The 22290-nt window shown below is 67.8% G+C and carries 21 protein-coding genes, 1 tRNA gene and 1 pseudogene; 15 read left to right on the top strand and 8 right to left on the bottom strand.

Annotation, left to right across the window (positions count from 1 at the left end):
• Positions 1-13: 13 nt before the first annotated feature.
• The 6 genes from dapD to AC07YS_RS14510 all read left to right on the top strand — a co-directional run bounded on the left by dapD (position 14) and on the right by AC07YS_RS14510 (position 6924).
• Positions 14-847 carry a 2,3,4,5-tetrahydropyridine-2,6-dicarboxylate N-succinyltransferase gene (gene dapD, locus AC07YS_RS14535; RefSeq protein ID WP_095745420.1) on the top strand — a complete coding sequence of 278 codons (834 nt, stop codon included), beginning with the start codon at positions 14-16 and terminating at the stop codon, positions 845-847.
• 88 nt (positions 848-935) lie between these two features.
• Positions 936-2084: a PilT/PilU family type 4a pilus ATPase gene (locus tag AC07YS_RS14530; RefSeq protein WP_062470184.1), complete on the top strand. Its 1149-nt coding sequence runs from the start codon at positions 936-938 to the stop codon at positions 2082-2084.
• 25 nt (positions 2085-2109) lie between these two features.
• A complete protein-coding gene (gene dapE / locus AC07YS_RS14525; RefSeq protein ID WP_495268287.1) occupies positions 2110-3297 on the top strand; it encodes a succinyl-diaminopimelate desuccinylase in 1188 nt (395 codons plus the stop codon).
• On the top strand, positions 3294-4175 hold the full coding sequence (prmB, locus tag AC07YS_RS14520; protein ID WP_495268286.1) for a 50S ribosomal protein L3 N(5)-glutamine methyltransferase: 882 nt from the start codon (positions 3294-3296) through the stop codon (positions 4173-4175). Before dapE ends, prmB begins: the two co-directional genes overlap by 4 nt.
• 141 nt (positions 4176-4316) lie before the next feature.
• Positions 4317-6320 carry an ABC-F family ATP-binding cassette domain-containing protein gene (locus AC07YS_RS14515; RefSeq protein WP_495268285.1) on the top strand — a complete coding sequence of 668 codons (2004 nt, stop codon included), beginning with the start codon at positions 4317-4319 and terminating at the stop codon, positions 6318-6320.
• Positions 6321-6411: 91 nt separating this feature from the next.
• Complete coding sequence (locus AC07YS_RS14510; RefSeq protein ID WP_495268284.1) at positions 6412-6924, top strand: hypothetical protein; 513 nt, start codon at positions 6412-6414, stop codon at positions 6922-6924.
• Between the two features lie 16 nt (positions 6925-6940).
• On the opposite strand, the gene AC07YS_RS14505 is transcribed toward AC07YS_RS14510, so the two are convergent.
• Positions 6941-7171, bottom strand: coding sequence for a helix-turn-helix domain-containing protein (locus tag AC07YS_RS14505; RefSeq protein WP_062470169.1), 231 nt, complete (start codon positions 7169-7171; stop codon positions 6941-6943).
• A 70-nt stretch (positions 7172-7241) separates the two neighbouring features.
• Between AC07YS_RS14505 and AC07YS_RS14500 the strand changes: the two genes are divergently transcribed.
• The 3 genes from AC07YS_RS14500 (at position 7242) to AC07YS_RS14490 (ending at position 9908) form a co-directional block, all read left to right on the top strand.
• Positions 7242-7967, top strand: a complete 726-nt coding sequence (locus AC07YS_RS14500) for a helix-turn-helix domain-containing protein (protein WP_083259139.1) — start codon at positions 7242-7244, stop codon at positions 7965-7967.
• Between the two features lie 540 nt (positions 7968-8507).
• A complete protein-coding gene (locus AC07YS_RS14495) occupies positions 8508-8741 on the top strand; it encodes a hypothetical protein (RefSeq protein WP_369628980.1) in 234 nt (77 codons plus the stop codon).
• 102 nt (positions 8742-8843) lie between these two features.
• On the top strand, positions 8844-9908 hold the full coding sequence (locus AC07YS_RS14490; RefSeq protein WP_159271705.1) for an asparaginase: 1065 nt from the start codon (positions 8844-8846) through the stop codon (positions 9906-9908).
• Positions 9909-9923: 15 nt separating this feature from the next.
• Here AC07YS_RS14490 and AC07YS_RS14485 read toward each other — a convergent pair whose 3' ends face one another.
• Positions 9924-10826, bottom strand: coding sequence for a LysR family transcriptional regulator (locus AC07YS_RS14485; RefSeq protein WP_495273772.1), 903 nt, complete (start codon positions 10824-10826; stop codon positions 9924-9926).
• A 122-nt stretch (positions 10827-10948) separates the two neighbouring features.
• On the opposite strand from AC07YS_RS14485, the gene AC07YS_RS14480 reads away from it, so the two are divergent.
• Together AC07YS_RS14480 and AC07YS_RS14475 are read left to right on the top strand one after the other, a co-directional pair.
• A complete protein-coding gene (locus tag AC07YS_RS14480; protein WP_495268282.1) occupies positions 10949-11656 on the top strand; it encodes a type 1 glutamine amidotransferase domain-containing protein in 708 nt (235 codons plus the stop codon).
• A gap of 15 nt (positions 11657-11671) precedes the next feature.
• Positions 11672-12529, top strand: a complete 858-nt coding sequence (locus AC07YS_RS14475) for a type 1 glutamine amidotransferase domain-containing protein (RefSeq protein WP_495268281.1) — start codon at positions 11672-11674, stop codon at positions 12527-12529.
• Between the two features lie 79 nt (positions 12530-12608).
• On the opposite strand, the gene AC07YS_RS14470 is transcribed toward AC07YS_RS14475, so the two are convergent.
• The 5 genes and pseudogenes from AC07YS_RS14470 to tolB all read right to left on the bottom strand — a co-directional run bounded on the left by AC07YS_RS14470 (position 12609) and on the right by tolB (position 16243).
• A tRNA-Lys gene (locus AC07YS_RS14470) sits at positions 12609-12684 on the bottom strand.
• 51 nt (positions 12685-12735) lie between these two features.
• Positions 12736-13556: pseudogene (locus tag AC07YS_RS14465) on the bottom strand (tRNA threonylcarbamoyladenosine dehydratase).
• A gap of 63 nt (positions 13557-13619) precedes the next feature.
• The gene (ybgF, locus tag AC07YS_RS14460) at positions 13620-14372 is read right to left on the bottom strand and encodes a tol-pal system protein YbgF (protein ID WP_095745430.1); all 753 of its coding nucleotides are present in this window, start codon (positions 14370-14372) and stop codon (positions 13620-13622) included.
• A complete protein-coding gene (gene pal / locus AC07YS_RS14455; RefSeq protein ID WP_062470142.1) occupies positions 14372-14890 on the bottom strand; it encodes a peptidoglycan-associated lipoprotein Pal in 519 nt (172 codons plus the stop codon). Before pal ends, ybgF begins: the two co-directional genes overlap by 1 nt.
• Positions 14891-14926: 36 nt before the next feature.
• Positions 14927-16243: a Tol-Pal system beta propeller repeat protein TolB gene (gene tolB, locus AC07YS_RS14450; RefSeq protein WP_095745431.1), complete on the bottom strand. Its 1317-nt coding sequence runs from the start codon at positions 16241-16243 to the stop codon at positions 14927-14929.
• Between the two features lie 163 nt (positions 16244-16406).
• Between tolB and msbA the strand changes: the two genes are divergently transcribed.
• Complete coding sequence (msbA, locus tag AC07YS_RS14445) at positions 16407-18191, top strand: lipid A export permease/ATP-binding protein MsbA (protein ID WP_495268280.1); 1785 nt, start codon at positions 16407-16409, stop codon at positions 18189-18191.
• Between the two features lie 3 nt (positions 18192-18194).
• Here msbA and AC07YS_RS14440 read toward each other — a convergent pair whose 3' ends face one another.
• Entirely contained in the window at positions 18195-18956 is a 762-nt protein-coding gene (locus AC07YS_RS14440) for a GntR family transcriptional regulator (RefSeq protein ID WP_495268279.1), read from the bottom strand.
• Positions 18957-19055: 99 nt separating this feature from the next.
• Between AC07YS_RS14440 and AC07YS_RS14435 the strand changes: the two genes are divergently transcribed.
• The 3 genes from AC07YS_RS14435 to AC07YS_RS14425 all read left to right on the top strand — a co-directional run bounded on the left by AC07YS_RS14435 (position 19056) and on the right by AC07YS_RS14425 (position 22275).
• Positions 19056-19838, top strand: coding sequence for an SDR family oxidoreductase (locus AC07YS_RS14435; protein ID WP_495268278.1), 783 nt, complete (start codon positions 19056-19058; stop codon positions 19836-19838).
• Between the two features lie 51 nt (positions 19839-19889).
• A complete protein-coding gene (gene kce / locus AC07YS_RS14430; RefSeq protein ID WP_495268277.1) occupies positions 19890-20822 on the top strand; it encodes a 3,5-dioxohexanoate:acetyl-CoA acetone transferase in 933 nt (310 codons plus the stop codon).
• Positions 20823-20943: 121 nt separating this feature from the next.
• Positions 20944-22275: an MFS transporter gene (locus AC07YS_RS14425; protein WP_095745436.1), complete on the top strand. Its 1332-nt coding sequence runs from the start codon at positions 20944-20946 to the stop codon at positions 22273-22275.
• The last annotated feature ends 15 nt before the right edge of the window (positions 22276-22290 follow it).

The following is a 22290-nucleotide window of genomic DNA, read 5'->3' as shown; positions in this document are numbered from 1 at the left end:
CGAGACTCTCTCCATGACACAGCAACTGCAACAAATCATCGACGCCGCGTGGGAAGACCGCGCCAACATCTCGATCACCGCCGCCCCCGCCGAAGTGCGCGACGCCGTCGAGCACGTGATCACCGAGCTGAACAACGGCAAGCTGCGCGTCGCCACCCGCCAGGGCGTGGGCCAGTGGACCGTGCACCAGTGGATCAAGAAGGCCGTGCTGCTGTCGTTCCGCCTGAAGGACAACGAGCAGATCCAGGCCGGCTCGCTGGGCTTCTACGACAAGGTGCCGACCAAGTTCTCGCACCTGTCGGCCGCCGAGCTGAAGGAATCGGGCGTGCGCATCGTGCCGCCGGCCGTGGCCCGCCGCGGCAGCTTCATCGCCAAGGGCGCGATCCTGATGCCCTCGTACGTGAACATCGGCGCCTACGTGGGCGAAGGCTCCATGGTCGACACCTGGGCCACCGTCGGTTCGTGCGCGCAGGTCGGTGCCAACGTGCACCTGTCGGGCGGCGTGGGCCTGGGCGGCGTGCTCGAGCCGCTGCAAGCCAACCCGACCATCATCGAAGACAACTGCTTCATCGGCGCGCGCTCCGAAGTCGTCGAAGGCGTGATCGTCGAAGAGAACTCGGTGCTGGGCATGGGCGTGTACCTGGGCCAGAGCACCCCCATCTTCAACCGCGACACCGGCGAGATCTCGTACGGCCGCGTGCCCGCCGGCAGCGTGGTCATCAGCGGCAGCCTGCCCAAGAAGACCAAGTCGGGCCAGGACTACAGCACCTACGCTGCGGTCATCGTGAAGACGGTCGACGCGCAAACGCGCTCCAAGACCAGCCTGAACGACCTGCTGCGCGACTAAAACGCACCCACCACCGGCCGCCTGCTTCAACGTGCGCGGCCGGTTCGCTTCTTCCCTGAGAAAAAAACAGCACCGAGGAGAGAGACCGATGAACATGATGGAACGGATTCTTCGTTTGATGGCCGAGCGCAAGGCCTCCGACATCTACCTCTCGGCCCACTCCCCGGTGATGATCCGCATCAACGGCAACTGCCTGCCCATCAATGCGCAGGTGCTGCCGCCGACCGCGCCGCTGGCGCTGCTGTCGGAAGTGGTGCCCGAAGCCCGCATCCAGGAACTGGAAAACACGGGCGAACTCAACATGGCCGTCGCCCTCGAAGGCGCCGGCAACTACCGCATCAGCGCCATGCGCCAGCGCGGCAGCTACGCGGTGGTGGTGCGGCACATCGCCTCGGTCATCCCCAGCTTCGACGACCTGAACCTGCCCGACATCCTGAAGTCGCTCATCATGGAAAAGCGCGGGCTGATCCTGATGGTGGGCGCCACCGGCGCGGGCAAGACGACCACGCTGGCCTCGATGCTCGACTACCGCAACGAGCACGCCAGCGGCCACATCCTCACGGTCGAGGAGCCGATCGAGTTCACCTACACCAACAAGAAATCGCTGGTGAACCAGCGCGATGTGGGCAGCGACACCACCTCGCTGCAGGTGGCCCTGAAGAACGCGCTGCGCCAGGCGCCCGACGTGATCCAGATCGGCGAAATCCGCGACCGCGACACCATGACGGCCGCCATCGCCTACGCGCAGTCGGGCCACCTGTGCGTGGCCACGCTGCACGCCAACAACAGCTACCGCGCGCTGAACCGCATCCTGAGCTTCTTCCCGGTCGAGGTGCGCCCCACCCTGCTGGGCGACCTGGGCTCGGCGCTGCGCGCCGTGGTGTCGCAGCGCCTGCTGCGCACGCCGGCCGGCGGGCGCGTGCCCGCGCTCGAAGTGATGCTGAACACCGCGCTGGTGGCCGACCTGATCGAAAAGGGCGACTTCTCCGGCGTCAAGGAGGCCATGGAGCAGTCGATGGCCGAAGGCTCGCAGACCTTCGAGGAAGACATCGCGCGCCTCATCACCGAGGAACGCGTGACCCGCGAAGAAGGCCTGGCCAACGCCGACTCGCCCACCAACCTGATGTGGCGCCTGCAGAACCGCGACGCGCCCAAGAAGCAGGCCGAGGATCGCGACCTGACCGACCAGCTCGACGAACCGACTTTCACCGACATCACGCTCGACGTGAAGTTCTGACCGCCCCTTAATCCCCGCTCCCTCGATGTCCCGTACGCTCCAGCTCGCCGAACAACTGATCTCGCGCCCTTCCGTCACCCCCGACGACGCGGGTTGCCAACAGATCCTGGGCGAACGCCTCGCCGCGCTGGGCTTCACGCTGGAAACCATCGAGAGCGGCCCGGCCGATTTCCGGGTCACCAACCTCTGGGCCGTGCGCCGCCCCACCAACGGCAAGGCCACGAAGACGCTGGTCTTCGCCGGCCACACCGACGTGGTGCCCACTGGCCCGCTCGACCAGTGGAGCAGCCACCCCTTCACGCCCACGCACCGCGACGGCAAGCTCTACGGCCGCGGCGCCTGCGACATGAAGACCTCGGTCGCGGCCTTCGTGACCTCCATCGAAGAATTCCTGCAGGGCGAGCCCGACCCGACCCTCACGCTGGCGCTGCTGCTGACCAGCGACGAGGAAGGCCCGGGCGTCGACGGCACCGTGATCGTCTGCAACGCGCTGGCCGCGCGCGGTGAAACCATCGACTACTGCATCGTCGGCGAGCCCACCTCGGTCACGCGCTGCGGCGACATGATCAAGAACGGCCGCCGCGGCACCATGAGCGGCAAGCTCACGGTGAACGGCGTGCAGGGCCACATCGCCTACCCGCACCTGGCCAAAAACCCGGTGCACGCGGTGGCGCCCGCGCTGGCCGAACTGGTGGCGATCAACGCCGCCGGTGGCTGGGACGCGCAAAGCAACCCCTACTTCCAGCCCACCAGCTGGCAGATCAGCAATTTCCATTCGGGCACCGGCGCGAGCAACGTCATTCCGGGCAGCGCGGTGATCGACTTCAACTTCCGCTTCTCGACCGAATCGACGCCCGAATCGCTGCAGCAGCGTGTGCACGCCGTGCTCGACGCGCACGGCGTCGACCACACGCTGGCCTGGACCGTCGGCGGCCTGCCCTTCCTGACCACGCCCGGCGAACTCGTCACGGCCGTGCAGGCGGCGATCCGCGAAGAAACCGGCCTGGACACCGAGCTGTCGACCAGCGGTGGCACCAGCGACGCGCGCTTCATCGCCAAGATCTGCAAGCAGGTCGTCGAGTGCGGCCCGGTGAACGCCAGCATCCACAAGATCGACGAGCACATCGACGTCGCCGAGATCGAGACGCTGAAGAACATCTACCTGCGCACGCTGCGCGGGCTCGACGCGGCGCTTGCGCAAGGCGCCCGATGAGCACCGTCATCGAACTCATCGAAGCCGGCGCCAAGCGGCTCGAAGACGCCAGCGTGGCCTTCGGCCATGGCACCGCCAACGCCTTCGACGAAGCCGCCTGGCTCGTGCTGTGGCGCCTGAAGCAGCCGCTGGACGACATCGACGCCGTGGCCGACACCCCCGTGTCGCCGGCCGACGCCGCCAAGGTGGCCGCCCTCATCGACGAGCGCATTGCCACGCGCAAGCCCGCCGCCTACCTCACGAAAGAAGCGTGGCTGCAGGGCGTGCCCTTCTACGTGGACGAGCGCGCCATCGTGCCGCGCAGCTTCATTGCCGAGCTCATCGCCGACGGCAGCATCGACTACTGGCTGGGCGAACACACGCAACGCGTGCTCGACCTGTGCACCGGCAACGGCAGCCTCGCAGTGCTCGCGGCGCTCACCTACCCGGACGTGACGGTCGATGCGGCCGACCTGTCGGTGCAAGCGCTCGAAGTGGCCGCCATCAACGTCACGCGCCACGCGCTCGACGCCCGCGTCAAGTTGATCGAATCGGACGGCCTGAAGAACGTGCCCGGTACGTACGACCTCGTGCTGTGCAACCCGCCCTACGTGAACAGCGCCAGCATGGCTGCGCTGCCCGCCGAATACCGCGCCGAGCCCGAACTGGCGCTGGCCGGCGGCACCGACGGCATGGATTTCGTGCGCCAGCTGTTCACCGACGCGCCCGCCCGCATGAGCGAGCAGGCCGTGCTGGTATTGGAAATCGGCAACGAGCGCGACTACTTCGAGGCGGCGTTTCCGCAGCTCGAGGTGGTCTGGCTCGAAACCTCGGCCGGCGAAGACCAGGTGCTGCTGGTCACCCGGACGGCGCTACTGGCCGGCGCCGGCGTGCGTTAGCGACGCCCGCCGCCCCCGCTTCACCGCCTTGCACGCAGCCTCCGGGCTGCGCCCCCTTTCATCGGGCGATGTCCGCCTTTGCCCCTTCGCGCCGGGTCGCCGAAGGCCGGGCGGGATAATCGCCCCTACGGTTCCTCACTCATGATCACTCTCAAAAACGTCATTCTTCGCCGCAGCGCCAAGAAACTGCTCGACGGCGCCACCGTCAATCTCAACCCCGGCGAAAAGGTCGGCCTGGTGGGACGAAACGGCGCCGGCAAGTCGTCGCTGTTCGCGCTGTTCAACGGCACGCTGCACGAAGACGGCGGCGATTTCTACATTCCCAAGCAGTGGCGCATGGCCCAGGTCGCGCAGGACATGCCCGAGACCGAGGAGTCGGCCACCGACTTCGTGGTCGGCGGCGACACCCGCCTGACCGAGCTGCGCGCCACGCTGGCCGCCATCGAGGCCGCCTACGCCGAGAACCCCGACGACGCCGACATCGGCATGGAGCTGGCCCACGCCTACACCGACCTGGCCGATGCCGGCGAGCACGACGCCGTGCCGCGCGCACAGGCGCTGGTGCTGGGGCTGGGCTTCAAGTCGCACGAGCTCGACGAGCCCGTCAACAGCTTCTCGGGCGGCTGGCGCATGCGCCTGCAGCTGGCCCGCGCGCTGATGTGCCCGAGCGACCTGCTGCTGCTCGACGAACCGACCAACCACCTGGACTTGGACGCCCTGGTGTGGCTCGAAGCCTGGCTGCAGAAGTACCCCGGCACCATGATCGTCATCAGCCACGACCGCGAGTTTCTCGACGCCGTGACCGACGTCACGCTGCACATCGCCAACGCCCAGCTCACGCGCTACGGCGGCAACTACAGCAAGTTCGAGGACATGCGCGCGCTGCAGATGGAGCAGCAGCAGGTGGCCTTCAGCAAGCAGCAGGACAAGATCGCCCACCTGCAGAAGTTCATCGACCGCTTCAAGGCCAAGGCCAGCAAGGCCAAGCAGGCGCAAAGCCGCGTCAAGGCGCTGGAGCGCATGGAAAAGGTGGCGCCGCTGCTGGCCGAAGCCGACTTCACCTTCGAGTTCAAGGAGCCGGGCAACATCCCGAACCCGATGCTGTCGATCGACAACGCCAGCTTCGGCTACGAGGTTGAAGGCGAGGCGCCCAAGACCATCCTGCGCGGCGTCAGCCGCTCGGTGCTGGCGGGCCAGCGCATCGGCATCCTGGGCGCCAACGGCCAGGGCAAGTCGACGCTAGTGAAGACCATTGCGCGCGAAATGGGCGCACTGGCCGGCCAGGTCACCGAAGGCAAGGGCCTGAACATCGGCTACTTCGCGCAGCAGGAACTCGACGTGCTGCGCCCGCAGGACAACCCGCTGGAGCACATGGTGCGCATGGCACGCGAGCTGGGCAGCAATGCCAAGGAAGCCACGGGCGAGCAGGCCCTGCGCGGTTTCCTGGGCAGCTTCAACTTCAGCGGCGACATGGTCAAGCAGCCGGTGGGCACCATGAGCGGCGGCGAAAAGGCCCGCCTCGTGCTCGCGATGATGGTCTGGCAGCGCCCCAACCTGCTGCTGCTGGACGAGCCCACCAACCACCTGGACCTGGCCACCCGCGAGGCCCTGGCCGTGGCGCTCAACGAGTTCGAAGGCACGCTGATGCTGGTGAGCCACGACCGTGCGCTGCTGCGCTCGGTGTGCGACGAGTTCTGGCTCGTGGGCCGCGGCGTTGTCACCGACTTCGACGGCGACCTGGACGACTACCAGCGCTACCTGCTCGACGAGTCCAAGCGCCTGCGCGAAGAGGCCAAGGTGGCCGTGCGCGAAGCGGACGCCGTGGCGGCGGCTGCTGCAGCCGCCGCAGCGGCAGCGCCAGTGAAGAGCAGCAACACCCCCGAGCAGCGCAAGCAGGACGCCCAGGAGCGCCAGCAGCGCAGCGAGCAGGCCAAGCCGCTGAAGAAGGAGATCGCGAAGATCGACGAGCGCATGGCCGCGGCCAGCACCGAGCGCAGCACGCTCGAAGCCAAGTTGGCCGAACCGCTGCCGCCCGCCGAGATCGCCGAGGCCGGCAAGCGGCTGAAGGCGCTCAACGAGGAGATCGCGCAGCTCGAAGAACGCTGGCTGGCGCTGTCCGACCAGCTCGAAGCGCTGGCCGCCTAAACCCTTTGGCCGCGCGCGGCTGGCAATCAGCCAGCCTGCGCGGGCCGGGTAGCATGGCAAGGTCAGGGAACCCGCCAAGGAGCCACGCTGCATGCCTTCTTCGATCGAACTCGCCCGGGGCGATGAAAAACTCATCGCGGCCATCCACCGCAGCCGGCGCCTGATCGGCCGCAAGGCCCTCATAGCCGCCGCTGCCAGCGCCGTGCCACTGCCCGGCGTCGACTGGATGGCCGACGCGGCGCTGCTGTCGCGCCTCGTGCCGCAGATCAGCGCCGAGTTCGGGCTCTCGGTCACCCAGGTCGAAAAGCTTGCGCCGCACCAGCGCGAGCGCATCCAGAAAGCCGCGACCACGCTCGGCGCCCTGCTCGTGGGGCGGCTCGTCACGCGCGAGCTGCTCATGAAGCTGGCCCGGCACGCCGGCATCCGCCTCACCGCCAAGCAGGCCACCAAGTACGTGCCCATCGCCGGGCAGGTGGTGTCGGCCGCGCTCGGCTATGCCGCGCTGCGCGCGCTGGGCGAACAGCACATCAAGGACTGCGTGCGCGTGAGCACCACGCTGGCCCTGACGCCGCCCGAGCCCGCCGAACGACTCAAGCCGGCCTGATCCGGCCACTTCCGGGTCAGTCGCCAGCTGGCGGCGGCCCATAGTGCGGGGCCGGCCGCAGCGCCTCTTCCTTCATGCGCTGCTCGTAGGCGGCCAGCAGCGCGACGTAGTGGCGCGACATCACGTCGCTCACCCGCCCCAGCCCGATCTTGCTGACCGTGGGCTGCGGAATGCCCGTGCGTTCCTGGATCTGCTTTTGCGTCAATCCGAGCGCTCGCAGCGCCTGCACCAATTCGCGTGGCTTCATATCGATCCTCCCTTTTTTTCCTATTTTAGAGTCCAATACGAATATTCATCTGCGCTTGAATCTCCACCCCATGGAGACTATTGCTTCACGTGCCCTGGCCGCACGCAAATTCGCCAAGATGACGCAGAAGCAGGCCGAGGCCGCTTCGGGCGTCAAGCAGTCGAGCATCTCGAAGATCGAGCGTGGCGACACCAGCCGGTCGATGAGCGTGCTCGCCCTGGCACGCGCCTACCGCGCCGACCCCAACTGGCTCGACACCGGCGACGGCCCGGCCCCGTGGGACGAGGTGCAGATCCGCCTGGCACGCGACAACGCCCACGAGCCGCCCGGCCCCTACCGCGTCACCCGCATCGCGCCCGTCGGCCCGGCCTTCGCGCCGCAGACGCCCGGCACCGTGCCGCTGATCTCGTGGGAGCAGGCCGGCGAATGGCGCGGCGCCGAATCGCCGCCCCGGCCCACGCTGGCCGAACGCTGGATTCCCTGCATCGCGCACCACAGCGCCGGCACCTACGCGCTGCGCGTGCGCGGCGACAGCATGACCTCCCCGCACGGGCACCTGAAGAGCTACCCGGCCGGATCGATCGTCTTCGTCGACCCGCAGCACACCACGCCCGACGACGGCGAACGCGTGGTCGCCAAGCTCGACGACGACATCCGTGGCGAAGTCACCTTCAAGGTCTACAAGGAAGACGCGGGCCGCCGCTGGCTGCTGCCGCTGAACCCCGCGCACGAAGCCGTGCGCGTGCCCTTCACCGTGCTGGGCACCGTGATCGGCAAGTGGGAAGACGAAGACTGAGGGCCCAAAGGGCCTCTTTTCGCGAGGTCAGGTTGCGTACAGATTCGCCGGGCACAGTGAGGTTTCTCCCGGTGGCTTGCACCTCTGATCCTCCCTCCTCCAGCAAGTCACCTTCCAGCCCGCCCTCGTGCGGGCTGTTTTTTTGCCTGCACCGCTGCGCGCCGGGCGGCGGCTTTTGATGGGGTCGATTCTTTCTGGTATATAATTCGCGGTTGCCCGAAACGATCGGGCATTTGCCTGGCCAGGCAAGCTGAATCTCATACCAGCGCGTCGAAGTCATAGCGACGAGAAAAACAACAATGACTTCCGCAAACGAATCTTTGCCGTAGCGTGGACCGCGTAAGAGTTCACGACCACATTCCGACAAAAGCCCTCCTCGCGAGGGCTTTTTCATTTCTGCGCGCCAGTGGCCCCGAGGCGTCCGCCTTCCGTCAACCCCTCTTCTTTCCTACACGGTGTAACGGAATGCGACCTACGCAGTACCACGCGGGCCCAAGAGACGATTCGTTCACTGTCAGCACAGGGAACAAAGGGAATCACATGAGCCTCAGGGACATCCGCGAACGCTACGGCGTCAGCTTCGAAAGAGGAGCCCGCGTCATCTGCGGCGGCCGGCTCGGCACCGTCGCCGGCGCGAGCAATTCGCACATCCGCATCAAGTTCGACGGGCGCCAGATCAGCAGCCCGTGCGATCCCCTGGAGGTTCAGCCCTGCCACGAAGGCGCCGTGAACCTCGCAGCGCAGACCACGCAAGACTGGCACGCCCCGGCGTAGCCCTGCCTGCGTGCCCGACGGGGCACATCTTCCTTGGCGTCCACGGTGTGGCGCAGCCGTCGCGTAGCATCGGCGCGCACCCTCACACCGCCAAGGAAACCCATGAAGACACTGAAGAGGACACTGGCACTCGCGACGATCGGCCTGGCTGCCGTGGCCACGTCGGCGCAGGCACAGACGCAAGCGCGACCCGTCGTGCAGTTCATCGCCACGGGCGGCACCATCGCGATGAAGATCGACCCCGTCACCAAGGGCGTGGTGCCCGCGATCTCGGGCGACGACCTGATGCAGACGGTGCCCGATGCCGGCAAGTACGCCACCATCGAGGTCAACAACTTCTCGGCCATGTCGTCCAACTACATCGAGGCGAAGTGGTGGACGCGCCTGACCAAGGCGGTCGACGATGCGCTCGCGCGCCCCGAGGTGGCCGGCGTCGTCATCGCGCACGGCACCGACACCATGGAAGAAACGGCCTACTGGCTGGACCTGACCGTCAAGTCCGACAAGCCGGTGATCCTGATCGGCGCGCAGCGCAATGCCTCGTCGCCCGACTTCGACGGCCCGCGCAACCTGCTCAACGCCATCCGCATCGCCACCACGCCCGAAGCGCGCGGCAAGGGCGTGATGCTGGCGATGAACAACCAGATCAACGCGGCGCGCAACGTCACCAAGACGCACACCGCCAATGTCGAGACCTTCAATTCGGGCGACTTCGGTTTCCTGGGCGAGGTGTGGGACGACAAGGTCGTCTTCACCCGCGCGCCGCTGCGCCGCCAGCACATCGACATCGGCAGCGCCGAGATGCCGCGCGTGGAAATCGTCGCCATGTTCGGCGGCGCCGACGGCTCGCTGATGCGCTACGCCGTCGACCAGGGCGCCAAGGGCATCGTGGTGCAGGCGGTGGGCATGGGCAACATGAACGTCTCGATGTTCGAGGCGCTCAAGTACGCGCTGTCCAAGGGCGTGCCGGTGGTCGTCTCCACGCGCGTGCACAACGGCCGCACGCGCCCGGTCTACGGCTTCGTGGGTGGCGGCAAGACCAGCGACGAGGCCGGCGCGGTGATGGCCGGCGACCTGAGCCCGCAGAAGGCACGCCTGCTGCTCATGCTCCAGCTGCACCGCGGCGTCACCAGCAAGGCCGAGCTGCAGGCCGCGTTCGACCGCTGAGCCCCGCGCACCGCGTCAGGCCGGCGCGCCGGCCAACGCATCGATCAGGGCGCGCGAAGCGGACGACAGCCGCCGGTGCGGCGCATAGATCACCGACACCGGCCGCGAACGCCCGCACGCCGGCGCCAGCACCTCCACCGCGCGGCCCTGCGCGAACAGCGGGCGCGCGATGAAGTCGTAGGTCTGACAGATCCCGAGCCCGCTCAGCGCGAGCGCAACCACGCCCAGCACATCGTCCGACACCTGGAGGCTGCCGTGCGGCGTCCAGTCCACGTCGCGCCCGTCCTCCTGGAGAATCCACGGCGCCACGCGGCCGGTGCTGGGCATCACGAAAGGCAGGCAGGCGTGCTGCGCGAGGTCACCGATGCGCGCCGGCATGCCTGCGCGCGCGATGTAGTCCGGCGCGGCCAGCAGGCACATCGGCGCGTCCTCGAGCTTGCGCCCGACCAGGCCGCTGTCGGGCAACGGGCCCATGCGGATCGCGAGGTCGTAGCCCTCGGCCACGAGGTCGACGTTGCGGTTGGTGATGTTCAGCTCCACGCGCACCTGCGGGTGGCGGGTGCAGAAAGGCTGCAACAGCGCCGGCAGCCGGTGATGGGCGTAGGTGGTGGGCACGCTCAGGCGCACGCTGCCGGTGAGCTCGTCGCCCTGCCCCTGCATCGCGCGCTCGGCATCGTCGATGAGCGCGAAGGCCGCACGCGACTGCTCCAGGTACAGCCGCCCCTGCTCGGTGAGGCTCAGGCGCCGCGTCGTGCGGCGCAGCAGCTGCACGCCCAGCCGCGCCTCCAGGCGCGTGATCGCGCGGCTGAGCACCGAGGCCGTCGTCGCCAGCGCCACGGCGCCGGCCGTCATCGAGCCCTTCTCGACCACGGTGACGAAGGTCTCCACATCCCCGAGGTGATTGAATCGGCGGCTCATCTTGTCTCCTGAAGAACAAATGTTTTCCTGACTGGCCAGTTTATCGCCGGAGAGGCAATCAATACATTCGATCTCGAGGGCCGCAGGGCCCTGCCTCTTCCCCTTTTCACCAGGAGCTACAGATGACTTCCACCACCACCGCCCCGTCGATCCGCCCCGTCCTGATGGTGCTCACCAGCCATGGCACCAAGGGCGCCACCGGCGGCGAGCCGACGGGCTTCTACCTCGGCGAACTGACCCACCCGCTGGCCGAGCTCGAAGCAGCCGGCATCCCCTTCGAACTCGCGTCCATCCAGGGCGACGAACCGCCGGTCGATGGCCTCGACCTCGGCGATGCGATCAATGCGCGCTACTGGAACGACAGCGGCTTTCGCGAGGCCCTGCGCCACACGCAGCGCCTGGGCGATGTCGACGCCTCGAAGTACAGCGCGATCTTCTTTGCCGGCGGACACGGCGCGATGTGGGACTTTCCAACCAGCCCCGACGCAGCGCGCGTGACCCGCGAGGTCTACGAAGCGGGCGGCGTGGTGGGCGCGGTGTGCCATGGCCCCGCGGCGCTGGTCAACGTGACGCTGGGCAACGGCGCCTACCTGGTCGCGGGCAAGAACCTCAGCGCCTTCACCGACGACGAAGAACGCGCCGTCGGCCTCGCGCAGACCGTGCCCTTCCTGCTGGCCACCACGCTCGTGCAACGCGGCGCGCACCACCACCCGGCGCCCGACTGGACGGCCCAGGTCGTGGTCGACGGCCGGCTCGTCACGGGGCAGAACCCGCAATCGGCCGCGGGTGTCGGCGCGGCGATGCGCGAACTGCTGCTGCGCCAGAACTGAAAGGAAGGAACGTCCATGAACTCGCTCCACAAACTCGCCGCCGTCGCGACCCTCGGCCTGGCCGCGCTCGGCGCGCAGGCTGCCAACGTGCTGGTCGTGCTGTCGGATGCCGACCACCTCGACCTGAAGGACGGCAAGGTCTTCGCCACCGGCTTCTATCTGAACGAGCTGATGCAGCCGGTGAAGCTGCTGCTCGACGCCGGCCACCAGCTGACCTTCGCCACGCCGCAGGGCAACGCGCCCACCGTGGACGCGTCGTCGGTCGACAAGATGTATTTCGATGGCGACGAAGCCGCCCTCAAGCAGCACAAGGCGCTGCTCGACAAGCTGAAGCTCACCTCGCGCACGGACTCGCCGGTGATCAGCCTGTCGCGCGTGGCGCAGATCGGCTACGCCCGCTTCGATGCCGTCTATGTGCCGGGCGGCCATGCGCCCATGCAGGACCTGCTGACCAGCCCCGCGCTGGGCCGGCTGCTCGCGGACTTTCATGCACGCCACAAGACCACGGCCCTCGTGTGCCACGGCCCGATCGCACTGCTCTCCACCTTGCCCGACGCACAGGGCTTCACGAACCGGCTCGCGGCGGGCGGCACGGTCGAGCAGCGACCGGACTGGATCTACGCCGGCTACCGCATGACCGTGATCAGCAACCAGGAAGAGGAGCTTGCGAAGGCGGCGCTGCAGGGCGGCACGATGAAGTTCTACCCGCAGACCGCGCTGCAGCAGGCCGGGGGCGCCTACAGCAGCAACCAGGCGCCGTTCATGCCGAACGTGGTGATGGACCGCGAGCTCATCACCGGACAGAACCCGGCGTCTGCGCTTGGCGTCGGCCGCGAGCTGCTCAAGCGGCTCAGGCAACAGCCGGCATCCTGACCGCCTTTCTCGCGTCGGACCCAAGAAAAAAGCCAGCTGTCAGATTGACAGCTGGCTTTTCATATTTCGCATGGCTCGGTGGTAGGACGTACTGGATTCGAACCAGTGACCAACGGATTAAAAGTCCGCTGCTCTACCAACTGAGCTAACGTCCCGGAACCATTTTTCTTGCTTCTTGCCGACGTTGAATCCAGCAAAGCCTTGGATTATAGCGTGGTGTTTCTCGCAATTTCGTCGAGCACCCAGCCTGCCGCACATTGACCGAAGGTGGCGGTCACGCTGACCACCGATCCGTAGCGCCGTGGCAGTTGAGCGAACCGTCGCCCGCGTCGATCTGGCAGGACGCATCGGGCGGTGCCACGCTCTCGCGGCTGAACACGCAGGCCAGGCCGATCTTGCGACCTTCGCGCGGCGCGCCATGCAGCTTGCGCAGCCGCTGGCGAAGCTGGGCCAGCAGCGGGTCGTGGGTGACGAGCGACAGGTCGTCGATGTCGACCTTGTGCGCCTGCCGCTTGCCGCCCGCCGCACCGACCGTGATGAACGCGGTGCTGCGCGACACGGTGCGTGCCCAGGCGGCGATGGCGAGCTTGGCCTTCACCTGGTCGCAGGCATCGATGACCGCATGGACCGGCCCGCGGGCGGCCTGCGCGGTCTCGAGCAGCGAAGCCCAGTTGTCGGGCTCGACGAACTCGTCGATGGCGAGCACCTGGCACTCGGGGTTGATCTGCGCGATGCGCTCGCGCATGGCTTCGACCTTGGCCTGCCCGACGGTCGAATCGAGCGCGTGGATCTGGCGGTTGATGTTCGACTCCGACACGTGGTCGAGGTCGATGAGCGTCAGGCGCCCCACCCCGCTGCGCGCCAGCGCCTCGACCGCCCACGAGCCCACGCCGCCGATGCCGACGACCAGCACATGCGCGTGGCGGATGCGCGCGGCACCGGCCACGCCGTACAGGCGCTCGAGGCCGCCGAAGCGGCGCGCAAAGTCAGGCGCCGCGGTGTCGGTGAGGACATCCGCGGCGGCCATGGGGAGCGAGGAGGCTTCGGGTGAAGCGCTCAAGCGGAAAGCTCCGCTGAAACGGTCATTGCATCAACGCAGGCGCGACAGACGCTCGCGGCCGGCCTGTGCGGCTTCCGACTGCGGGTAGGCCTTGGTCAGGTCTTCCAGCGTGCGGCGTGCGGCGCGCGTGTCCTTCAGTTCGATCTGGCAGTTCGCGATCGACAGCACGGCTTCGGGCGCCTTGGCATGGTCGGGCGCGAGCGAGAGCATCGAGCGGAAATTGGCGATGGCTTCGTTGTAGTTGCGCGTGGCGTACTGCGCATTGCCGAGCCAGAACAGCGCGGACGCGTTGTAGCCGCTTTGCGGGTAGCGCTTCACGAACTCGGCGAACGCGGTCTGGGCCTGGGCGAACTGGCCCGAGCGGAAGACGCCCAGGGCTGCTTCGAAGTCGGCCTTTTCCTTCGGATCGGCGTTGAACTCGCGCCCGTCGATCGAGACCTTGGAGGGCTCGTTCTGCTTGAGCTTGTCGTCGATGGTGGTCTGGCGCGACTGCATTTCGCTCAGCGTGCGCGTGAGCTGCTCGTTCTGGCCGGTCATGCGTGCCAGTTCGCCGCGCATCTGCTCGATCTGGCTTTGCAGGTCGAGCAGGCTGCGACGCAGCTGGCCATTTTCGTCGGCCAGACGCTGGTCGGTCTGCTGGCGCATGGCTTCGACGCGCTGGCGCAGGTCGAGGATGGCGCGGCGCGCCTCGTCGTCCTCGAACAGCGCGGCCTGCGAGCCGGCCGACGCGCAGAGCAAGGCGGCGGCGAGGGCCGCGCCTCGCCACAGGGCACGTGGTTGCATCACCGGGTGTAGCGGATTTCAGCGCGGCGGTTCTGCGCCCACACTTCTTCACCCGAGCCTTGGGCTGCGGGCTTTTCCTTGCCGAAGCTCACGGCTTCGATCTGGCTGTCGTTCACGCCCAGCAGCGTGAGCGCGCGGCGCACGGCTTCGGAACGCTTCTGGCCGAGGGCCAGGTTGTACTCGCGGCCGCCGCGCTCGTCGGTGTGGCCTTCGATCGAGATGCGACGTTGCGTGGCGCCCTTGAGGAAGCGCGCATGGCCGTCGATCACCGACTGGAACTCGGGCTTGACCGTGTAGCTGTCGTAGTCGAAGTACACGATGCGTGCCACGCCGACCGGACCTTGCGCCGTGTTGGCGTTCGGGTCGATGGTCACCGGGGCCACGGCGGTTGCGCCGCCTTGCTGGCCGCCGGCCGTGCCGCTGCGGTCGGTGACCGGCGTTTCGTTGAGCTTGGTGCCCGACGAGCAACCGGCGATGAGCGCCACGATGGCGAGCGAATAGATCGTACGTTTCAACATTTGCGAACTCCTCAAGTAAATTTATCTGGTCAATGCTTATTGCTTTTGAAACGGACCCCAGTCCGGTTCACGGATGTCTCCCGCCTGACCCGCGAGGCGGGCCTTGATCTTTCCGTCCAGCGTGGTCGTCATGAGCGCCTCGCGGCCCTGCAGGTGCGTGGCATAGACGATCAGCTTGCTGTTGGGTGCGAAGCTCGGGCTCTCGTCGGCCGTGGTGTCGGTGATCGCGGCGACATTGCCGCTGGCCAACTCCATCACGTGGAGTTTGAACGCACCGCCGACCCGCGAGATGTAGGCCAACCACCGGCCATCGCCGCTGACAGATGGAGAAATGTTGTAGGTGCCGCTGAAGGTGACCCGCGTCGGGTTGCCGCCGCTGGCGCTCATCTTGTAGATCTGGGGCGCACCGCCGCGGTCGCTCACGAAGTAGATCGTGCTGCCGTCGGCCGAGTACACCGGCTCGGTGTCGATGCTCGAGCTCTGGGTGAGGCGGCGCGGTTCGCCGCCGCTGGCCGGGATGGTGTACAGCTGCGAGCCGCCATCGCGGCTGAGCGTGACGGCCAGCGAACCGCCGTCGGGCGCCCAGGCCGGAGCGCTGTTGGAGCCCTTGAAGTTGGCGAGCAGCCGGCGCTGGCCGCTGGCCACGTTGTGCACGTAGACCACGGGCTTGCGCGACTCGAAGGACACGTACGCCAGCTGCTGGCCGTTGGACGACCAGCAGGGCGAGATGATCGGCTCGGGGCTGGCGAGCGCAGCCTGTGCGTTCTCGCCGTCGGCGTCGGCCACCCACAGCGAGTAGCGGCTGCCGCCCTTGGTGACGTAGGCGATGCGGGTCGAGAAGATGCCCTTCTCGCCGGTCAGCTTCTCGTACACGTAGTCGGCGATGCGGTGGGCCGCCAGGCGCAGGTCGCCCTGCGGCACGGTGTAGCTCTGGCCGCCGAGGTCGCGGTCTTTCACGACGTCCCACAGGCGGAAGCGCACGTCGTAGCGGCCGTCGCCCAGCCGGCTCACGCTGCCCACCACGAGCGAATCGGCGGTGCGCTGGCGCCACAGGGCGAGGTCGGGGCGCGAGGACTCGTCCAGCGCCTGGCCCGAGGCATCGACGCCGCGGAACTGGCCGCTGCGTTCGAGGTCGGCCTGGACGATGTCGGAAATCTTCTGGGGCGAGGCGTCCTGCCCCCGGAAAGGCACGAGCGCGATCGGCAGCTGCGTCAGCCCCACGCCCGAGACCTCGACCCGGAACTGGGCCATGGCGGGAAGCATGGGAGAGGCAGCAAGGGCCGCGATGAGGCTGCGGCGTGCAATCAACGATGAAGAAGGAGTTGGGGAAAGATCTGGCAACGGCTTGTTCATGCGGTTCGGAGAGGTTTCCGGGTAAAAAGTTTCTCCCCGGCGTTTCACGGGCCACATGTTACACACTGGTTTGGACACGCCGTCACAAAACGTTTATCCGGCGATATGGTCCTACAGGGCCTCTGAAAGGCGGCTGGAGCCGCCCCGTAAAATCCGCCGCCATATGCAAGCATCCCCCGGCAGCGAGAGCGCCCGCCCTCCCCTCATGCGCCGGCTGGCGCGACTCATGACCTGGTTCGGCAGTTCGCGCCAATGGTGGGCCGTGGGGCTGATCGGCGCCCTGCTGGCCGCGCTCACCGAGCCGCTCATGGCCGCCCTGCTCAAGCCGCTGCTCGACCGGGGCTTCACGCGCGGCGAGATGCCGCTGTGGTTCATTCCGGCCGCCGTGCTGCTTCTGTTCGCCGTGCGCGGCATCGCGCAGTTCATTTCGCAGTACGCGCTCTCGCGCATCGCCAACGAAGGCATGCAGAAGCTGCGCCGCGTGCTGTTCGAACGGCTGCTCGGCGCCGAGCTGGCGCTGTTCGCGCGGCAGTCGGCCAGTGCGCTGTCGAACACCGTCGTGTACGAGGTGCAGACCGGCGCCATGCTGCTGGTGCAGGCGCTGCTCGGCCTGTCGCGCGACGGCTTCACGCTGATCGCGCTGCTGGGCTATCTGGTCTACCTGAACTGGAAGCTCACACTCATCGTCGCCTTCCTGGTGCCCAGCATCTCCTGGATCATGAAGGTGTTCTCCAAGCGCCTGTACAAGCTCACGCAGCAAGGCCAGCAGGCCACCGACGAGCTGGCCTACGTGGTCGAGGAAAACGTGCTGGCCCACCGCGTGGTGCGGCTGCACGGCGCGGAGCAGGCGCAGGAGCGCCGCTTCGAACAACTGAGCCAGCGCCTGAATCGCCTGGCCGTGAAATCGACCATCGCCCAGGCCGCCACCACGCCGCTGACGCAGATGATGGCTTCGCTGGCGCTGTCGGTGGTGGTGATGATCGCCCTCTGGCAAAGCGGCAAGCAGGGCTTCACGGTGGGCGGCTTCGTCGCCTACATCACGGCCATGCTGATGCTGATCGCACCGATCCGCCGCCTGGCCGAAGTGGCCGGGCCGATCACGCGCGGCCTTGCAGCGCTGGAGCGTGGGCTGATCCTTATCGACGAAGTGGCGCCCGAATCGCAGGGCACCTTCAGCATTGCGCACGCGCAAGGCCACATCGAGCTGCGCAACGTGCAGGTCAGCTACCGCGGCGACGACGAACAGCGCGCGCTCGACGGCGTGAACCTCATCATCGAGCCCGGCCAGGTGGTGGCCTTCGTCGGCCCCTCGGGCTCGGGCAAGACCACGCTGGTCAACCTGCTGCCGCGCTTCGTGCAGCCCAGCGGCGGCCAAGTGCTGCTCGACGGCCACGACACCAGCGAGTGGCAGCTCAAGAGCCTGCGCGCCCAGTTCGCGATGGTGAGCCAAGACGTGGTCATGCTCAACGACACGCTCGCCGCCAACGTGGCGCTGGGTGGCGACATCGACATCGCGCGTGTGCAGTCCTGCCTCGAGGCGGCCAACCTGAGCACGCACGTCGAGACCCTGCCGCAGGGCATCGACACTGTGCTGGGCCACAACGCCACGCAGCTGTCGGGCGGCCAGCGCCAGCGGCTGGCGATTGCCCGCGCGCTGTACAAGAACGCGCCCGTGCTGCTGCTCGACGAAGCCACGTCGGCCCTGGACACCGAATCGGAACGGCTGGTGCAGGACGCCCTGCAGCGCCTGATGCAGGGCCGCACCACGCTGATCGTGGCGCACCGCCTGTCGACCATCCAGCATGCCGACCGCATCATCGTGATGGAGCAAGGCCGCATCGCCGAGCAAGGCAGCCACAAGCAGCTCATGGCGAGCGACGGACTCTATGCGCGGCTGCAGACGCTGGCGGTGCGCAGCGCGGCACCGGGGCAGGACCCGACGCTCTGACCCTCAGCGCGCGGTGCCTGCCGCGCCGCGCGCCTTCTTCGCCGCCGGCGCCGCGTTCTGCGGCGGCAGCGTGCCATCGGACACCAGCACGCCCGTCGACAGGATGAACTCCGCAGCGCTTTCGATGTCGCCCTGCAGCGCGGCCCGGGCCTTGGCGCCGTCGCGGCGCTTCAGCGCGGCCAGCAGCGCCGCATGGTGCGCCATCGCCACCTTGTCCCCCACGCGGCGCGAGCCGGCCCGCAGGTCGTAGTTGAGGATGGGGCCGATGCGCAGCCACAGCGCCTCGATCATCTGCAACAACACCGGCATGTCGGCCGCGGCATAGACCGCGAAGTGGAACTCCTTGTTGAAGGTGACGAGCTTCGAGCCGTCGGGGCTCGCCGCATTCATCTCGGCCGCGAACTCGTCGTGCCAGCGCGTGATGTCGCGCAGCGCCACCGCGCCCGACGCCGAGGCCGCCAGCTCCGTGGCCAGGCCTTCGAGGTTGGTGCGGATGGTGGTGATTTCCTTGAACTGCGCCGCCGTCATCCGGGGCACGCGCAGGGTACGGCTGGGCGTGAGTTCGAGCGCCTGCTCGGCCACCAGGCGCTGCATCGCCTCGCGCACCGGCATCACGCTCACGCCCAGCGCCTCGGCCGCGCTGCGCAATGAAATCTGCTCGCCCGGCATCATCTGCCCGCTCATCACGAGGTCGCGCAACTGGTCGTAGACGTTGGCGCTGAGCGTCTGGCGCTTCAGGGGGGTGACGAGATCGGTGAGGCTCATGCGTCGAAGTATATGGCCGGGGTATTCCCTATGATTTATCTGTGATCACAGATATACGATCCACGTCATTCCGAAATCGACCTCAAGGATCTCTTCAGCATGTGGAACAACAACTCCCTCGCCGGCCGGCGCGTGCTCGTCACCGCCGGTGCCAACGGCATCGGCCTGGACATCGTGCGCAGCTTCGTGGCGGCGGGCGCCAAGGTCTTCGTCTGCGACGTGCAGGCTGCCAGCCTCGACCAGCTGGCGCGTGAACTGCCCGAGGTGGGCCGCTGCGTCGCCGACGTGTCCAACGAGGACGACGTGGCCCGCCTGTTCGAGGCCGTGGACCGCGAACTCGGCGGCCTCGACGTGCTGGTGAACAACGCCGGCGTGGCCGGCCCCACCGGCCCGGTCGAGACCGTCTCGCTCGCCGACTGGGAACGCACGATGGCCGTCAACGTCACCGGCCAGTTCCTCTGCGTGCGACTGGCCGTGCCGCGCCTGCGCAAGGGCCGCCTGCCCGCCATCATCAACCTGTCCTCGGCCGCCGGGCACCTGGGCATGCCGGGGCGCTCGCCCTACTCCGCCTCGAAGTGGGCCGTCATCGGCTTCACGAAAACGCTGGCGCTCGAACTCGGCCCCGACGGCATCCGCGTCAACGCGATCCTGCCGGGCGCGGTCGACGGTCCGCGCATCCGTGCCGTGATCGCCGCCAAGGCCGAAGCGCTGGGCAAGCCGCTCGACGAAGTGACGCGCGCCTACACCGCGCAGGCCGCGCTGGGCCGCATGGTCACGGCCACGGACATCGCGAACATGGTGCTGTTCGCCGCCAGCGACCTGGCCGCCAGCGTCACGGGCCAGGAGCTCGTGGTGGACGGCCACACGCAAGCACTGAGCTGATCCATCCGCTCGCGCTCCCTTTCTTTCCCACTTCTTCTTTCCGGACACCTCATGGCCCAACGCCCCAAAGCCATCATCACCTGCGCCCCCACGGGCGCCATCCACACGCCCAGCATGTCACCGCACCTTCCCGTGACGGCCGACGAGATTGCGCAAGCCGCCACCGAAGCCGCCCGCGCCGGCGCCGCGATCCTGCACCTGCATGCGCGCGACCCGAAGGACGGCCGCCCTTCGCAGGACCCGGACCTGTTCCGCCCCTTCCTCTCGAAGATCAAGGCCGCGACCGATGCGGTGATCAACATCACCACCGGCGGCAGCCCGCACATGAGCGTCGAGGAGCGCATGCGCCCGGCCACCACCTTCAAGCCCGAGCTCGCGTCGCTCAACATGGGCTCGATGAACTTCGGCCTCTTTCCGATGCTGGAGCGCTTCAAGTCCTTCGCGCATGAATGGGAGCGCGAGCACCTGGAGAACAGCCGCAACCTGATCTTCAAGAACACCTTCGCCGACATCGAGAACATCCTGAAGCTCGGCAACGCCAACGGCACGCGCTTCGAGTTCGAGTGCTACGACGTGAGCCACCTCAACAACCTGCGGCACTTCCTGGACCGCGGGCTGGTGCAGGCGCCGGTCTTCGTGCAGACGGTCTTCGGCATCCTGGGCGGCATCGGCGCCGACCCCGAAGACCTGATGCACATGCGCCGCACCGCCGCGCGGCTGTTCGGCGACCGCTTCGAATGGTCGATCCTCGGCACCGGCCGCAACCAGCTGCCGCTGGCCACCATCGGCGCCGCCATGGGCGCGCACGTGCGCGTCGGGCTCGAAGACTCGCTGTGGATCGGCCCGGGCCGGCTCGCCGCGTCGAGCGCCGAACAGGTGCTGCGCATCCGCGCCGTGCTGGAGGCGCTGAACATCGACATCGCGACACCCGCCGAAGCCCGCGAGATCCTGGGCCTCAAGGGCGCGGCGAACGTCGACTTCTAGCCCTGCGCCAGAACCACCGACCCGACTCGGCCCGGCCCATGACCGGGCCGCATCTGCACGCCCGCCGGCGCCCGCCGGCGACCTTCCGCCAGAACACGACAGGACAGGAGAGAGACATCCCATGCAACACCCATCCATCCCCGCCACGCCGCCGGGCCTGCGCGCCCGCCAGGCCGTCGACGAACAGGCCTCGCTCAATGCGCTGATCTTCCGCAAGCTCATGCCGCTGCTGGTGCTGGCCTATGTGATCAGCTTCATCGACCGCACCAACATCGCGCTGGCCAAGAGCCACATGGCCGTGGACATCGGCATCTCGGCGGCCGCCTACGGGCTGGGCGCCGGGCTGTTCTTCCTGAGCTACGCACTGCTCGAAGTGCCCAGCAACCTCGTGATGCACCGCGTGGGGGCCCGCTGGTGGATCGCCCGCATCATGATCACCTGGGGCCTGCTGTCGGCCGGCATGGCCTTCGTCACGGGCGAGACCTCGTTCTACGTGATGCGCATCCTGCTCGGCGCGGCGGAAGCCGGCCTGTTCCCGGGTGTGATGCTGTACCTGAACTACTGGTTCGGTCGCAAGGACCGCGCACGCGCCACGGGCTACTTCCTGCTCGGCGTGTGCATCGCGAACATCCTCAGCGGCCCGGTCGGCGGCGCGCTGCTGCAGATGGACGGCCTGTGGGGCTGGCATGGCTGGCAGTGGATGTTCGTGCTCGAAGGCCTGCCCGCCGTGGCGCTGGCCTTCGTGGTCTGGCGCAAGCTGCCCGACGGCCCCTCCAGCGCCAGCTGGCTCACGCGCCCGCAGGCACAGGCCATCGAACGCCAGCTTGCCGCCGAACGCGCCGAGGACGTCGCCAACGGCCAGGTCGGCGAGTCGTTCCGCGCCTGCCTGGTCGACCGGCAGATCTGGCTGGCGATCTTTGTCTACTTCTGCCACCAGATCAGCATCTACACGGTGATCTTCTTCCTGCCGAGCATCATCGGCACCTACGGCAAGCTCTCGCCGCTGGAGATCGGCGCGCTCAACTCGCTGCCCTGGGTGGCCGCCGCCGTCGGCGCCATTGCGCTGCCGCGGCTCGCGGTCACGCCGCAGCGCGGCAGGCTCCTGCTGCTGGTCGGGTTGGTCTCGATGGCGGTGGGCTTGCTGATCGCAGCCTTCGCGAGCCCGGCCGTCGCGCTGGCCGGCTTCTGCCTCACGGGCTCGATGTTCTTCGTGGTGCAGTCCGTGATCTTCCTGTTCGCGTCGTCACGGCTGGCCGGTGTGGCGCTGGCAGGTGGACTCGCGTTGGTCAACACCTGCGGCCTCGTGGGCGGCTTCATCGGCCCGTCGGTGATGGGCTGGATCGAGCAGAGCACGGGCAGTACGAAGAACGGGCTGCTGCTGATCGCCGGCATGCTGGTGGCCGCCGCGCTGGCCAGCGTCTGGATGCGGCAAGGCCAGGAATCGAAGCGCTGACCCGTCGTTGCAACG

The sequence above is a fragment of the Variovorax sp. GW458-11-26-14-LB1 genome (assembly GCF_059423965.1).
This window is presented reverse-complemented; position numbering and strand designations above follow the sequence as displayed.

Bases quoted from the DNA above. Each gene is read 5' to 3' on its own strand.
- AC07YS_RS14490 (WP_159271705.1), top strand. From the start codon at position 8,844: ATGAAGACACTGAAGAGGACACTGGCACTCGCGACGATCGGCCTGGCT.
- AC07YS_RS14440 (WP_495268279.1), bottom strand. From the start codon at position 18,956: ATGAGCCTCACCGATCTCGTCACCCCCCTGAAGCGCCAGACGCTCAGC.
- pal (WP_062470142.1), bottom strand. From the start codon at position 14,890: ATGTTGAAACGTACGATCTATTCGCTCGCCATCGTGGCGCTCATCGCC.
- AC07YS_RS14495 (WP_369628980.1), top strand. From the start codon at position 8,508: ATGAGCCTCAGGGACATCCGCGAACGCTACGGCGTCAGCTTCGAAAGA.
- AC07YS_RS14485 (WP_495273772.1), bottom strand. From the start codon at position 10,826: ATGAGCCGCCGATTCAATCACCTCGGGGATGTGGAGACCTTCGTCACC.
- dapE (WP_495268287.1), top strand. From the start codon at position 2,110: ATGTCCCGTACGCTCCAGCTCGCCGAACAACTGATCTCGCGCCCTTCC.
- ybgF (WP_095745430.1), bottom strand. From the start codon at position 14,372: ATGCAACCACGTGCCCTGTGGCGAGGCGCGGCCCTCGCCGCCGCCTTG.
- msbA (WP_495268280.1), top strand. From the start codon at position 16,407: ATGCAAGCATCCCCCGGCAGCGAGAGCGCCCGCCCTCCCCTCATGCGC.
- AC07YS_RS14510 (WP_495268284.1), top strand. From the start codon at position 6,412: ATGCCTTCTTCGATCGAACTCGCCCGGGGCGATGAAAAACTCATCGCG.
- AC07YS_RS14480 (WP_495268282.1), top strand. From the start codon at position 10,949: ATGACTTCCACCACCACCGCCCCGTCGATCCGCCCCGTCCTGATGGTG.
- AC07YS_RS14435 (WP_495268278.1), top strand. From the start codon at position 19,056: ATGTGGAACAACAACTCCCTCGCCGGCCGGCGCGTGCTCGTCACCGCC.
- dapD (WP_095745420.1), top strand. From the start codon at position 14: ATGACACAGCAACTGCAACAAATCATCGACGCCGCGTGGGAAGACCGC.
- AC07YS_RS14530 (WP_062470184.1), top strand. From the start codon at position 936: ATGAACATGATGGAACGGATTCTTCGTTTGATGGCCGAGCGCAAGGCC.
- AC07YS_RS14505 (WP_062470169.1), bottom strand. From the start codon at position 7,171: ATGAAGCCACGCGAATTGGTGCAGGCGCTGCGAGCGCTCGGATTGACG.
- prmB (WP_495268286.1), top strand. From the start codon at position 3,294: ATGAGCACCGTCATCGAACTCATCGAAGCCGGCGCCAAGCGGCTCGAA.
- AC07YS_RS14425 (WP_095745436.1), top strand. From the start codon at position 20,944: ATGCAACACCCATCCATCCCCGCCACGCCGCCGGGCCTGCGCGCCCGC.
- tolB (WP_095745431.1), bottom strand. From the start codon at position 16,243: ATGAACAAGCCGTTGCCAGATCTTTCCCCAACTCCTTCTTCATCGTTG.
- AC07YS_RS14500 (WP_083259139.1), top strand. From the start codon at position 7,242: ATGGAGACTATTGCTTCACGTGCCCTGGCCGCACGCAAATTCGCCAAG.
- kce (WP_495268277.1), top strand. From the start codon at position 19,890: ATGGCCCAACGCCCCAAAGCCATCATCACCTGCGCCCCCACGGGCGCC.
- AC07YS_RS14515 (WP_495268285.1), top strand. From the start codon at position 4,317: ATGATCACTCTCAAAAACGTCATTCTTCGCCGCAGCGCCAAGAAACTG.
- AC07YS_RS14475 (WP_495268281.1), top strand. From the start codon at position 11,672: ATGAACTCGCTCCACAAACTCGCCGCCGTCGCGACCCTCGGCCTGGCC.